The sequence below is a fragment of the Micromonospora sp. NPDC049559 genome, assembly GCF_040676675.1.
Classification (GTDB): Bacteria; Actinomycetota; Actinomycetes; order Mycobacteriales; family Micromonosporaceae; genus JBFAPK01.
Window position 1 is genome coordinate 15779 of the sequence record NZ_JBFAPK010000037.1, and the last position, 12048, is coordinate 27826.

General features: G+C 76.7%; 8 protein-coding genes and 1 pseudogene. 7 read left to right on the forward strand and 2 right to left on the reverse strand.

What is annotated here, in order from left to right:
• Positions 1-207 precede the first annotated feature (207 nt).
• Both AB0J86_RS30585 and AB0J86_RS30590 read left to right on the forward strand, forming a co-directional pair.
• Positions 208-3471, forward strand: coding sequence for an SNF2-related protein (locus AB0J86_RS30585; RefSeq protein WP_363861118.1), 3264 nt, complete (start codon positions 208-210; stop codon positions 3469-3471).
• Positions 3468-4463 carry an SWIM zinc finger family protein gene (locus AB0J86_RS30590; RefSeq protein ID WP_363861119.1) on the forward strand — a complete coding sequence of 332 codons (996 nt, stop codon included), beginning with the start codon at positions 3468-3470 and terminating at the stop codon, positions 4461-4463. The genes AB0J86_RS30585 and AB0J86_RS30590 overlap by 4 nt, the downstream gene beginning before the upstream one ends.
• A gap of 124 nt (positions 4464-4587) precedes the next feature.
• Here AB0J86_RS30590 and AB0J86_RS30595 read toward each other — a convergent pair whose 3' ends face one another.
• Complete coding sequence (locus AB0J86_RS30595; protein WP_363861120.1) at positions 4588-4845, reverse strand: DUF3040 domain-containing protein; 258 nt, start codon at positions 4843-4845, stop codon at positions 4588-4590.
• A 743-nt stretch (positions 4846-5588) separates the two neighbouring features.
• Here AB0J86_RS30595 and AB0J86_RS30600 point away from each other — a divergent pair.
• From AB0J86_RS30600 to AB0J86_RS30620, 5 genes are all read left to right on the forward strand, one after another.
• The gene (locus AB0J86_RS30600; protein ID WP_363861121.1) at positions 5589-5837 is read left to right on the forward strand and encodes a hypothetical protein; all 249 of its coding nucleotides are present in this window, start codon (positions 5589-5591) and stop codon (positions 5835-5837) included.
• A gap of 170 nt (positions 5838-6007) precedes the next feature.
• The gene (locus AB0J86_RS30605; RefSeq protein WP_363861122.1) at positions 6008-7375 is read left to right on the forward strand and encodes a DUF1501 domain-containing protein; all 1368 of its coding nucleotides are present in this window, start codon (positions 6008-6010) and stop codon (positions 7373-7375) included.
• Positions 7372-8967 carry a ferredoxin reductase family protein gene (locus AB0J86_RS30610; protein WP_363861123.1) on the forward strand — a complete coding sequence of 532 codons (1596 nt, stop codon included), beginning with the start codon at positions 7372-7374 and terminating at the stop codon, positions 8965-8967. The genes AB0J86_RS30605 and AB0J86_RS30610 overlap by 4 nt, the downstream gene beginning before the upstream one ends.
• A 14-nt stretch (positions 8968-8981) precedes the next feature.
• Positions 8982-9536: an FMN-binding protein gene (locus AB0J86_RS30615; protein WP_363861124.1), complete on the forward strand. Its 555-nt coding sequence runs from the start codon at positions 8982-8984 to the stop codon at positions 9534-9536.
• A 99-nt stretch (positions 9537-9635) separates the two neighbouring features.
• Positions 9636-10358, forward strand: a complete 723-nt coding sequence (locus tag AB0J86_RS30620; protein WP_363861176.1) for an FAD:protein FMN transferase — start codon at positions 9636-9638, stop codon at positions 10356-10358.
• A gap of 699 nt (positions 10359-11057) precedes the next feature.
• Here the strand turns inward: AB0J86_RS30620 and AB0J86_RS30625 are convergent.
• A pseudogene (locus AB0J86_RS30625) lies at positions 11058-11804 on the reverse strand (bifunctional DNA primase/polymerase); the annotation flags it as partial.
• Positions 11805-12048: the final 244 nt, after the last annotated feature.

The window sequence follows — 12048 nt, forward strand, 5'->3', positions numbered from 1 at the left end:
CCCCTATTCGTCGGATCGTGGACCGCGGGTCGTTCCTCCTGTCGGGTAGTACGAAGCGGTACGAGTGGTCGGTTCATCACGGCGTCGGGACGGCCGGGGCGGGCCGATCGGCCAGCCCGACGGCGTACCACGGCGGCGACACGCGGCGCGGCATGGCCCGGTGGACGGTGCGGCGGCGACCCGGGCGGCACTCCCTAGACTGGGCGGATGCTGCTCGTCCACGGGTTCTGGCTGGTCGGCGGCCGGCTCGGCCTGTGGGCGGAGGACTCCACCCTGCCCGTACGGCCACCGCGCCGGCCCGGCCGGCCGCCCCGGGAACGGCCGCACCCCTTCGCCGCGGGGCACCCCGCGCTGGCCGAGGCGCTCGCCGTACCCCTGGGTGAGCTGGCGGCCAAGGCGACCACCGGAACCGCCCTGCTCACCCTGCCTACCCGCGACGGCGGGCCGGTCGACGCGCCGGAGCTGGTGCGCGCCGAGCCGGCCGGAGCGGCCCGTGACGCGCTCACCCTGGCCGGCTGGCGGGTCCCGACCCTGGAGTACGACGCCGACCTGGCCCTCGTCGTGCTGCTCGCGCTGCACGGCGACGGCGGCGCCGACCGGGCGGCGCCGACCAGTCGTGGCGGTGCCACGCCGGACGCCGGGACGCCCGCCGACGGCCGGGCCGGGGGTGCTCTCCCCGGCGGCGCCACGCCCGGCGCGGGCGGACCGGCCCGGGGCGCCGATCTGCGCGGCCTCGGCGAGCTGGCCGGATTCGCGGCCGACCTGGTGCGGCGCGGCCGTACCCTGCCGTCGCTCGACCTGACCGGGCGCGGGCCGGGAAGCGCCACGGCCCGATGGCGCCCGCTGCTCACCGGGGCCGACGCGGCCCGCGCCCGCGACCTCGCCCTGGCCCTGCCGCCGGCCGTCCGGGCCGCCGAGCCCGAGGGGGCCGCGGGACCGCTGGTCGCCGACGCACTCGACGCGCTCACCGACGCCGCCGCCCGCACGGCGCTGGACGGCGTACGCCTCATCGAGGCCCGCCGCGCCACCGGCACGGACGCGGCGGTGCGGGCCTGGCTGCGTGCGCTCACCGGGCGGCGGCGCGACTTCACCGCGTCGCCCGAGGCGCTGGCGACCCTCGGCGCGGAGCTGCGCGACTGGCAGCGCGACGCCGCCGGCGGCGCGGTACGCGCCTGCTTCCGGCTCGTCGAGCCGGCCGCGCCGCCGGACCAACCCGACGACGCCGGCCCGGCCGGTCCCGACGATGCCGCCCCGGCCGGTCCGGAGAGTGCGGCGGTGGCGCTCGACGGCGCGGGCGGGGAGCCCGGCGACGTCCGCTGGCGGGTGGAGTTCGCGTTGCAGTCGGCCGACGAGCCGAGCCTCGTCGTCGGCGCCGACCGGATCTGGCAGTCGCGGGGCGCGCTGCGGGCGCTCGCCCGCCGGCTGGAGGCGCCACAGGAGACGCTCCTGGCCGAGCTGGGCCGGGCCAGCCGGCTCTGGCCGGAGCTGGAGGACGCGCTGCGCACCGCCGCGCCGGAGGCGCTGGAGCTGGACACCGAGGGGGCCCACCGGTTCCTCCGCGACGGCGCGCCGGTGCTGCACGCCGCCGGCTTCGGCGTGCTGCTGCCCTCCTGGTGGCAGCGGCCGGGCGCCCGCCTCGGCGCGCGGCTGCACGCCAAGAGCCGTACGGCACCGGGCACCGTCGCGTCGCGCAGCGCGCTCGGTCTCGACTCCCTGGTCGACTACCGCTGGGAGCTGGCCCTCGGCGACCAGGTGCTCTCCGCCGCCGAGCTGCGGTCGCTGGCCAAACTCAAGACGCCCCTGGTGCGCCTGCGCGGGCAGTGGGTCGAACTGGACGCCAAACGGCTCGCCGCCGGGCTGAAGCTGCTCCGCGACGGCGGCGCGATGAGCCTCGGCGACCTGCTGCGCCTCGGCCTCGACGCGGCGGACGAGCCGGGGACGCTGCCGGTGCTGGAGGTACGCGCCGACGGGGCGCTCGGCGACCTGCTCGCCGGGCAGGCCGAGCGTCACCTCGCCCCGATCGACCCGCCCGAGGGGTTCGCCGGGACGCTGCGGCCGTACCAGCGGCGCGGGTTGGCCTGGCTGACCTTCCTCCAGTCCCTCGGCCTCGGCGGCATCCTCGCCGACGACATGGGGCTCGGCAAGACCGTGCAGATCCTCGCGCTGGTGGCGGGGCGCGGGCCGCAGGACGGGCCGACCCTGCTGGTCTGCCCGATGTCGCTGGTCGGCAACTGGGAGCGGGAGGCGGCCCGGTTCACCCCGGGGCTACGGGTACACGTGCACCACGGGGCCGAGCGGGCCCGGGGTGCGGAGTTCGCGGCGGCGGTGGGCGAGGCGGACCTGGTCGTCACGACGTACTCGGTGGCGTCGCGGGACGCGGAGGCGCTGGCCGAGGTGGGGTGGCACCGCGTCGTCGTGGACGAGGCACAGGCGATCAAGAACGCCGCGACCCGCCAGGCGGCGGCGGTACGGTCGCTGCCCGCACGGCACCGGATCGCGGTCACCGGTACGCCGGTGGAGAACCGGCTGGCCGACCTCTGGTCCATCATGGAGTTCGCCAACCCCGGCCTGCTCGGCGGGGCGGCGCGGTTCAAGAGGCGGTACGCCGAGCCGATCGAGCGGCACGGCGACGAGGAGGCGGCGCAGCGGCTACGCCGGATCACCGGTCCGTTCGTGCTGCGCCGGGTGAAGACCGACCGCTCGATCATCTCCGACCTGCCGGAGAAGCTGGAGATGGAGGTGCTCTGCAACCTCACCGCGGAGCAGGCCTCGCTCTACCAGGCGGTGGTCGACGACATGCTGGCCCGGATCGAGACCAGCGAGGGCGCCGAGCGCCGTGGCCTGGTGCTGGCCACCCTCACCAAGCTCAAGCAGGCCTGCAACCACCCGGCCCAGCTGCTGCGGGACGGCTCGGCGCTGCCCGGCCGCTCCGGCAAGCTGGCGCGGCTGGAGGAGATCCTCGACGAGGTCCTCGCGGCCGGCGAGAAGGCGCTGGTCTTCACCCAGTACGCCGAGTTCGGCAACATGCTCCGGGCCCACCTGGCGGCCCGGTACGGGCGCGGGGACCTCGACTTCCTGCACGGCGGCGTCGGCAAGGCCGAGCGGGACGCGATGGTGGCCCGGTTCTCCGGCGACGCCGGACCGCCGCTCTTCCTCCTCTCGCTCAAGGCCGGCGGTACGGGACTGAACCTCACCGCCGCCAACCACGTGGTGCACGTCGACCGCTGGTGGAACCCGGCGGTGGAGGACCAGGCGACCGACCGGGCGTTCCGGATCGGGCAGCGGCGGGCCGTGCAGGTCCGCAAGTTCGTCTGCGCCGGTACGGTCGAGGAGAAGATCGCCGCGATGATCACGGAGAAGCGCGGGCTGGCCGCCCGGATCGTCGGTACCGGTGAGCAGTGGCTGACCGAGCTGTCCACCTCGGAGCTGCGGCAGCTCTTCGCGCTGGAGACCGGGGCGGTGGTCGAGTGAGCCCCGCGTCCCCGGCCCGCGACTTCTCCGACTTCGGCCCGCCCCGGCGGGTCGCCGGCGGGGTACGCGCCCGCAGCACCCGGGGCGCGATCGGCCGGTCCTGGTGGTCGCGGCGCTTCCTGGACGTGCTGGAGTCGTTCGCGCTCGGCACCCGGCTCACCCGGGGCCGGTCGTACGCGCGGGCCGGTCAGGTGCTCTCCGTCGACGTGGCACCCGGGCGGGTGAGCGCCTCCGTGCAGGGCTCCCGGCCGGCCCCGTACCGGGTGACGATCGGGCTGCGGCCGTTCCCCGAGCCGCTCTGGGCCCGGATCGAGGCGCTGCTCGCCGCGCAGGCGCTCTTCAGCGCGCGGCTGCTCGCCGGCGACCTGCCGCCCGAGCTGGAGCAGGTCTTCGCCGAGGCGGGCGCGCCGCTCTTCCCGGCCGGCGTCGCCGAGCTGGCGATGAGCTGCGACTGTCCCGACTTCGCGGTGCCGTGCAAGCACCTCGCCGCGACGTTCTACCTGCTCGCCGAGGCGTTCGACGCGGACCCGTTCCAACTGCTGCACTGGCGCGGGCGAGCCCGCACCGCCCTGCTGGCCCGGCTGCGCGAGCTGCGTACCGGCGAGACCCCCGCCCGCGCGACGGCCGGCGCGAGCCACGGCGGTGCCACGACGCGCGGTACCGCGCCGGGGCGCGCCACGACGAGGCGCGGACGTGGTACGCGGGCCGGTGCGGTCGCCGCCACCGTGGCAGGGGTCGACGCCGCCGCTGATACCGGCTCGGCCTCCGCGACCTCGGATGTGCTCGACGGCCTGCCCCAGGTGCCGCTGGCCGAGGCGGTCGACCGGTTCTGGCTCCCCCCGGTCCCGCTGCCCGAGCGGGCGCCGACGCTGCCCACCGAGCCGGACCTGCTGCTGCGCCAGCTCGGCCCGCCAGGGGCCGCGCTGGGCGGCCCGGGGCTGACGGAGCGCCTGCGCCGGGCGTACGAGCGCTTCGCCGCCCAGCCGGACTGAACCGCCGGATCACGCCGGACCGCCAAATCGGGTCGGCTGGCCGGATCACACCGAACCGCCGGATCGGGTCGAACCGCCCAGTCGGTCTGAACTGTCGAGCCGGATCGGGCCCCGTCGGGCCGGGTCAATGGAACCGGCGGCGGGAACGCCACATCAGTCCGCCGTTCACCAGCAGCGCCGCGGCGCACACCGATCCGGCCAACCCGCCCCCGAACACCGCCACCGCGGGCAGCGACGCCCACAGGACGATGGCGAGTATGAGCAGCAAGCGGTACCGCTTGGCCCGTGCCCGGTCGTCGAGCCGGGCGAAGAACTTCGGGTCGGTCATCCTGAGCTGCCGGACGATCTGGTCGAACCGGCGCTGATCCTCTTTGCTGAGCATGCTGGCCTTCCCCTCACGTCAACGGTCCGGCGGAATACCCGCTGCGCCGCCGGGTCACGCGCCTCGTCGAGGCGCTACTTCCACTCCGCGCACCGGTTCCCGCGCCCGCCGGTCACCGCCACGTCGATCATGGACGTGTGGTCGGTGGTTTGGCGTGGGCTGACCCATTTTGCCCTGGCCGCAACTCCTTGATCGGCGGGGTGGGGGTGCGGGGCGGGGACGTACCCGGCAGGCGGGACGAATGGTCGGAGCGCGGCCGGCGAGGCCGGCTCGCGCCTACGGTGGTCCACCGACTCCGATCCCGTCCGGACCCGGTGCCTCGCCCAGGTCCCGGACCCGCCGGGTCCCGGGACGCCGTCGGTGACGCGCGCGGGGTACGGGCGGCCCGCCGGCCGGCTCGGTCCTGAGTGGACGTCGGCGCAGCCGCCGCTTAGTGGACGCTTAAGTTTCGCTGTGGCGGCGGCCGGTACCGAATTCCGGGCCGCTCACCGGGAACCCCGGCCCGCGCCGACCGCGACGGCATCGGTGCTGGTGGTGGGCGCGTTCCCCGGCGGGGTGCGGTGCCCGGCCGTCCACTGTCGCCTGAGCGCCGCCTTAAGCGGTCACCGGGACGGCATTTCCGCGCCTTGAGGCGCCCGTCGGGCCCGGCTAACTTCCCGGGGCAAGCCCCTCACACGAAGCCGCCGGACTCCCGCCCCCGATTGTGGGTGGTACCGGCGCGCCTCGGGAAGTTGGACCGGTACATGACCGAGCAGAATGTGCCACCACGCCGGCCGGCCGAGTTGCCGAGGCTGGACGACGAGAGCGACGAGGGCGGCGGAGACGACGAGGCCCGGCTGGGCCGGCGCCGGACGCTGATCGCCCTCGGCGTCGCCGCCGTCGCCGGGGCCGGCGCCTTCGCCGTCACCCCGCCGGGCCGCGACCTGGCCGGGCGCCTCTTCGGCGACTACGTCCACCGCGCCGACCGCCACCCGCAGTACCAGCTGCGGTGAGGCGACCCTCGACGGCCGGCCGGCGGGTCCCGGGCTGGGAAGAGAGCCCGGAACCCGCCGGCCGGCGCACGGATCCGGCCGCCGCAGCGAGCGGGTCGGTGTGCCGGACCGGTCGCCGCGCCCGGGGCCGCCGGACGGTCCCGGGACCGGAGACGAACTGGAGGAGCACCGTGCACACCTTCCCGTTGCATCCCGCCTGTCCCGACCTGCTGCGCCTGGCACCGACCCGGTTCGAGGCGCTGCTGCGGGCCGAGGCCGAGCTGGTCGAGGCCGAGAACCACGCCGAGCGCGACCGGTTCGAGACGCTGAACCGCGAGGAGGAGGCGCAGCAGGACGGCCGGGGCGTCACCCGGCGTACGGTCGTCACCGGCGCCGCCGCGACCGTGACGGCGCTGGCCACCGCGCAGTTCGCCACCGTACGGGCCTCGTTCGGCGCCACCGGGGGCGGCACCCTGATCCATGTCTTCCTCTACGGCGGGCTGGACGGGCTGAGCCTGATCGCCCCCGCCGACGACCCGGTACTGGCCAGGGCGCGTCCGGACCTGCTGCTGGCCGGTGACTCGCTGGCGGTCGGCCGCGGGTTCCAGCTCACCAGCGCGTTCGCGCCGCTGGCGCGGTACCTCCGGGCGGGGCAGCTCGGCTTCGTGCCGGCCGTCTCGGACCCGCGCCTGTCGCGCAGCCACTTCCAGGCCGCCGACGCCTGCAACCTGGGCGGCCTGCCGGCCGAGACCGGCGGGCGGAGCTGGCTGGACAGCCTGGTCGACGCCCTCGGCCCGGGTACCGCCTTCCGCGCCGTCGGCGTCGGCAGCACGCTGCCCCGCTCGCTGGTCGGTACGGACGCCGCGCTGTCGCTGACCGGTGTCGGCTCGCTCGGCCTCAACGGCGACGCCCGGTTCCCGGCCGGCACCGAGAAGGCGATCAAGGGACTCTTCACCGACGTCAACCACCCGGTCGAGGAGGCGGTGGCCGAGGGGCTCGCCGCGCTGGGCACGGCGCGGCAGCTCGCCGCGAAGCCGTACCAGCCGGCCGAGGGGGTCCGGTACGAGGGGATCGGCACCTCGTTCCGTACGCTCGCGCAGCTGATCAAGGGCGGCGCCAACGTACGGGTCGCCACGGTCGGCATGGGCGGCTACGACACCCACGAGAACCAGGGCACCGGCCCCGGCGGGTATCTGTACCGGCGGCTCGGGGAGCTGGCCTCCGCCCTGGCCGCCTTCTTCGACGACCTCGGCCCGCTGGCCGCCGACGTCACCGTGATGGTCTCCAGCGAGTTCGGCCGCCGGGTCGCCGGCAACCGGGGCGGCACCGACCACGGGCACGGCGGCGTGGTGGCGATCCTCTCCGGCAGGCGGCTCGCCGGTTCGCTGCTCGGCCGCTGGGACGGGCTGGAGCGGCTCGACAGCGGCGACGTGCCCGAGTACAACAACATGTTTGACGTCTACGGCTCGGTGGCCCAGGGCCGGTTCGGGCTGACCGACGCCGAGGTGGCGAAGGTGTTCCCCCGGCAGCGCTACAACCCGATCAGGTTGTACGCGTGAGCACCCTCCGTTCGCGCGGCCCGGCCCGCCGCCCGCGCCAGACGAGCGAGGGATGGGACCGCCCGCGCCCGGCGAGCGAGGGATGGGACCGCCCGCGCCCGGCGAGCGAGGGATGGGACCGCCCGCGCCCGGCGAGCGAGGGATGGGACCGCCCGCGCCCGGCGGGCCAGCAGCGGGGCCGCCCGCGCGGCCGGGGCGAGGATCGGCACGCCCCGTACCGGCGCCCGGCCGCCTCCGCCACACCGGCAGCCGCCGGTCCGGCCGTGCCGGCGCGGCGCGGACCGCTGCCCGGCTGGTTGGTCGTCGGGCTGCTCTGGCTGGGCCTGCTCGCCAGCGTGCTGCCCTGGTGGCTCGACACGCCGACCGGCTCGCTGCGCGGTACCGCCGCCCAGCTGACCGCCGCCGGCCAGATCACCGGCCTCGTCGCCGGATACCTGCTGCTCGTGCAGGTGCTGCTGCTCAGCCGGCTGCCCGTGCTGGAGCGCTGGATCGGCGCGGAGCGGCTGATCCGCTGGCACCGGGACGTGGGTGCCACCGTGGTCGTGGCGGTCCTCGCCCACCTGGCGCTGATCGTCGTCGGCTACGCCAGGCTGGAGCGCCGGTCGTCGCTGGGCGAGGCGTGGACGCTGCTGCGCGAGTACGAGGACATGCTCGGCGCGTACGCCGCCGCCGGCATCATGGTGCTGCTCGGGCTCACCGGCATCCGGGCCGTGCGCGCGCTGCTGCCCTACGAACTCTGGTACTACCTGCACCTGAGCAGCTACGCCACGCTGCTGCTCGGCTTCGGCCACCAGTTCACCCACGGCCAGCAGCTGTTCCGGCCCGGTCCGGTGCGTACCGGCTGGATCGTCGCGTACGTGCTGGTGCTGGCCGCGCTGCTCGGGGGCCGGGTGCTCGTGCCGCTGCGGCTCAACCTGCGCCACCGGCTGCGGGTGGCCGACGTGGTGGCGGAGAACCGGGACACCATCTCGATCTACCTGACCGGCCGGCGGCTGGACCGGCTCGCGGTCCTCGGCGGCCAGTTCTTCCGCTGGCGCTTCTTCGCGCCGGGCTGCTGGTGGCAGGCGCACCCGTTCTCGCTCTCGGCGGCGGGCAACGGGCGGTGGCTGCGGATCACCGTCAAGGTCGTCGGGCGGCACACCGCCGACCTGCGCGAGCTCGACCCGGGTACGCCGGTCTGGTTCTCCGGGCCGGCCGGTACCTTCACGGCCGCCCACCGGCGCCGCGACCGGGCGCTGCTCATCGCCGGCGGTACCGGCATCACGCCGATCCGGGCCCTGCTGGAGGAGTTGCCGCCGGGCGCGACCCTGGTCTACCGGGCCCGTACCCCGCACGACGTGCTGCTCGGCCCCGAGCTGGACTGGCTCGCCGAGGCCCGCGACGTCGACCTCTGGTACGTGGTCGGCTCCCGCGACGACCCCGGCCCGCGCCAGATCCTCAGCCCGCGCGGATTGCGGGAGATCGTCCCCGACGTCGCCGAGCGCGACGTCTACCTCTGCGGGCCGGCGGGCCTGCTGGCGGAGTCCGTCCGGCTGCTGCGCCGCGCGGGCGTGCCCCGGCGGCGGATCCACCTGGCCACGTTCGAGTTTTGAGTAGGAGGTAGCCCATGCGCCGTGCCATCCTCGCGATCGGCGGCCTGGCCGCGTCCACCACGCTGCTGGTGGCGGTCAAGGGCGCGCCCGCGGTCACACCGGTGGCGCAGGCCGGCGCCGCCGGGCGGTCCGGGGCCTCCGGCGCGCCGTCCGGGCCGGCGGCCGGTGGTGCGTCCTCCGACCCGACGGCCAAGGGATCGGCGCCGCCCGGCCGCTCCGGCGGCGCGAAACCGCCGGCCGGCGCGCGGACCACCGGGCCCGCGAACCGCCCGCCCGCCGGGCCGGTCACCGTCACCGGCGCGCTGGTGGCCAACGAGTACGGCAACGTGCGGGTCCGGGTGACCCTGAACGGTACGGACATCACCGCGGTCACCGCGCTGGAGCTGCCGGAGAGCACGGCCGACTCGACCCGCCGCAGCGCCAGCGTGCGGTCGCGGATGGGGGCGCAGGCCGTGCAGCGCGACAGCGCCGACCTCGACACGGTCTCCGGCGCCACGGCGACCAGCGACAGCTACCGCCAGTCGCTACAGGCGGCGCTGGACCGGGCGGCCCGTGGTGAACGGGGCTGACGTGGCGCCGGCCGGGATCGGGCCGGTGGCCGGGATCGGGCCGTGGTGAGGAGGAGCGCGTTGCCCACCCGACCGGGCCTGCGCCAGGTCGAGCAGATCATGGGTACCGCCATCAGCCTCGACCTCGCCGACGACCTGCCCGGGGCGCGGCTGGCCGCGCTCGCCGGCGAGGTCTTCGACTGGCTGCGCGAGGTGGACCGGCGGTTCAGCACGTACCGGGCGGAGAGCGAGGTCAACCGCCTGGACCGGGGCGAGCTGCTGCCCGCGCGGGCCTCGGCCGAGCTGCGTACGGTGCTGGGCCGCTGCGCCGACCTGTGGGGCGAGACGGACGGCTACTTCGACGCGCACGCCACCGGCCGGTTCGACCCGTCCGGCTACGTGAAGGGCTGGGCGGTGCAGGTCGCCTCGGACCGGCTGCGCGCGGCCGGCGCGGCCAACCACTGCCTCAACGCCGGTGGCGACGTACGGGTCCGTGGGCGCTCCTCGTCGGGCCGGCCGTGGCGGATCGGCATCCAGGACCCCTGGGAGCCGGCGGCGACCTGTTGGGTGGTGGCCGGCACCAACCTGGGCGTCGCCACGTCCGGGGTGTACCTGCGCGGGCAGCACGTGGTCGACCCGCGCCGCGGCACCCCCGCGTACGGGCTGCGCTCGGTCACGGTGGTCGGACCCGACCTGGGCCGCGCCGACGGGTACGCCACCGCGGCGGTGGCGATGGGCCGGGCCGGCCTGCACTGGCTGGCCCGGCTCTCCGGTCACCACTACGCGGTCGTCACCGACGACGGCCGGTACCTCCAGTCACCCGGCTTCCCGGCCACGGAGTGACCCCGGCCGCCCAGCCGGCCGGTGACGCCGGCCGCCCGGCGACGCGGTGACCCCGGCCGCCCGGCGACCCCGGTCCGCCGCCGGTCAGCGGACGGGCCGGTGGGTCCCCGCGGGGCGCGAGCCGGTGGGCCGGGGCCGGCCCGGGCGGGAGCCCGCCGGCCGGGTACCGGCCCACCGGCGGGCCACGGCCGCACCGCTCGGCGCGGCGGCCCCGGTGCAGGCGCACAGGACGTTGTCACCGGACATGTTCACCCCCGTTGGCCGCCCGTGGAAACCGGGCCGCTACCAGCCTTAACGAGTGCGCCAACGGGGGGAAGCTGCGTCACCGGCGCGCCGGCCCGGCGAGTCCGGCCCGCGCCACCGGCCCCCGCGCGGCGACTTCCGGGTGGCGGTTCAGGCGCACCCGCTCGCGCGCACCGGCTTCGTCCGTACCGACTCCCGCACGGCGGGTCAGGCGCGGTGCCGGGCCCGTACCGGCGCGCTCCGCTGCGGCCCCGGATCGCGCCGGGCCGGCGGTCCCGGCTCGGCCGGCGCCGAGCGGTACGACGGCTGGTACGCCGCGCGGTGCGAGGCCCGGTGCGCCGGCAGCGGCGGTCCGGGCGGCGCCGGCGGCAACGGTCCGGGCAGCGACGGCGGTGAGGGCAGCGAGGACGGCGGCGGCGACGGTTCGGCCAGGGGCGGCAACGGTTCGGGCAGCAGCGGCGGCGGCACCTGCCCGGGGAGCGGGGCCGAGGGCAGTGTCCGGCCGGCGGCCCGGAGCGTCTCGACCAGGATCCGCTGAAGTACGCCCGAATCCGGCAGCCGCCATCCGGTGGCCCGTGGCGGCACCGCCCAGCGCACCGTCCCCTCCCGCAGCCGGGTCGGCGGCGCCGGAATCCACGAGTCCCGGCCGTGCCGCAGCACGTAGAAGCACTCGTCCAACTCGGGCCGGAGCGGCTCGCCGGGGCGTACCAGGAACATCCAGCGCCCGGTCGGGGTGACCGCGACCGGCCCGCACGCCGGTCCCGGGTCGGCGCCGGCCCCCGCCCGACGCGCGCCCGGACGCCACCGCGCCGGCACTGGTCCGGCCCGGTGCGACGCGGGCGCGTTCTGCCGCGATCCGACCCGCACCGCCGCGGCGAGCACGCCGCGCCCCAGGTGCGCGGGGACCTCGAGTACGTCGAACGCCCGGCCGGTGGCGAGCAGCAGGCCGTACGGCCCGTCCCGCCACCAGTCGGCGACCCGCCCGACCTCGCAGCTCGCGGCGGTCTCCCAGTCCTCGACGGCGGGATGGCAGGACGTGACGGGGCAGCCGGGCCGGCCGCAGGCGAAGCCGCCGCGGGCCAGACGGGCGCCGGGGAAGACCGGCCAGCCCTCGGCGGCGTAGCGCTTCGCGGCGCGGCGCAGCCGGACCCGGTCCAGCGCCCGGATCCGGTCGGCGACGTGCGGTCCGTCCAGCGCCCGGATCCGGTCGCAGACCCGCGGTCCGTCCAGTGCGCCGATCCGGTCGGCGACCTGCGGTCCGGTCGGCGCGCCGATCCGGTCCGTCGGGCGGGTCGGCGCCGTCGCGCCGGTGTCGTCCGGCGGACGGATGGCGTCGAGCGTGGCCGTCGGCGGTAATGGTGGAACCAGCCCCCACATGTAGGTAGAACCCCCTATTTTCGCGGCGACGGCGGCCCGGACGTCGAGCGCCGTCACTGGCGGAACTTGT

Excerpts from the sequence above, each read along its gene's own strand:
- AB0J86_RS30585 (WP_363861118.1), top strand. The coding sequence starts at position 208 with ATGCTGCTCGTCCACGGGTTCTGGCTGGTCGGCGGCCGGCTCGGCCTG.
- AB0J86_RS30595 (WP_363861120.1), bottom strand. The coding sequence starts at position 4,845 with ATGCTCAGCAAAGAGGATCAGCGCCGGTTCGACCAGATCGTCCGGCAG.
- AB0J86_RS30600 (WP_363861121.1), top strand. The coding sequence starts at position 5,589 with ATGACCGAGCAGAATGTGCCACCACGCCGGCCGGCCGAGTTGCCGAGG.
- AB0J86_RS30615 (WP_363861124.1), top strand. The coding sequence starts at position 8,982 with ATGCGCCGTGCCATCCTCGCGATCGGCGGCCTGGCCGCGTCCACCACG.
- AB0J86_RS30620 (WP_363861176.1), top strand. The coding sequence starts at position 9,636 with ATGGGTACCGCCATCAGCCTCGACCTCGCCGACGACCTGCCCGGGGCG.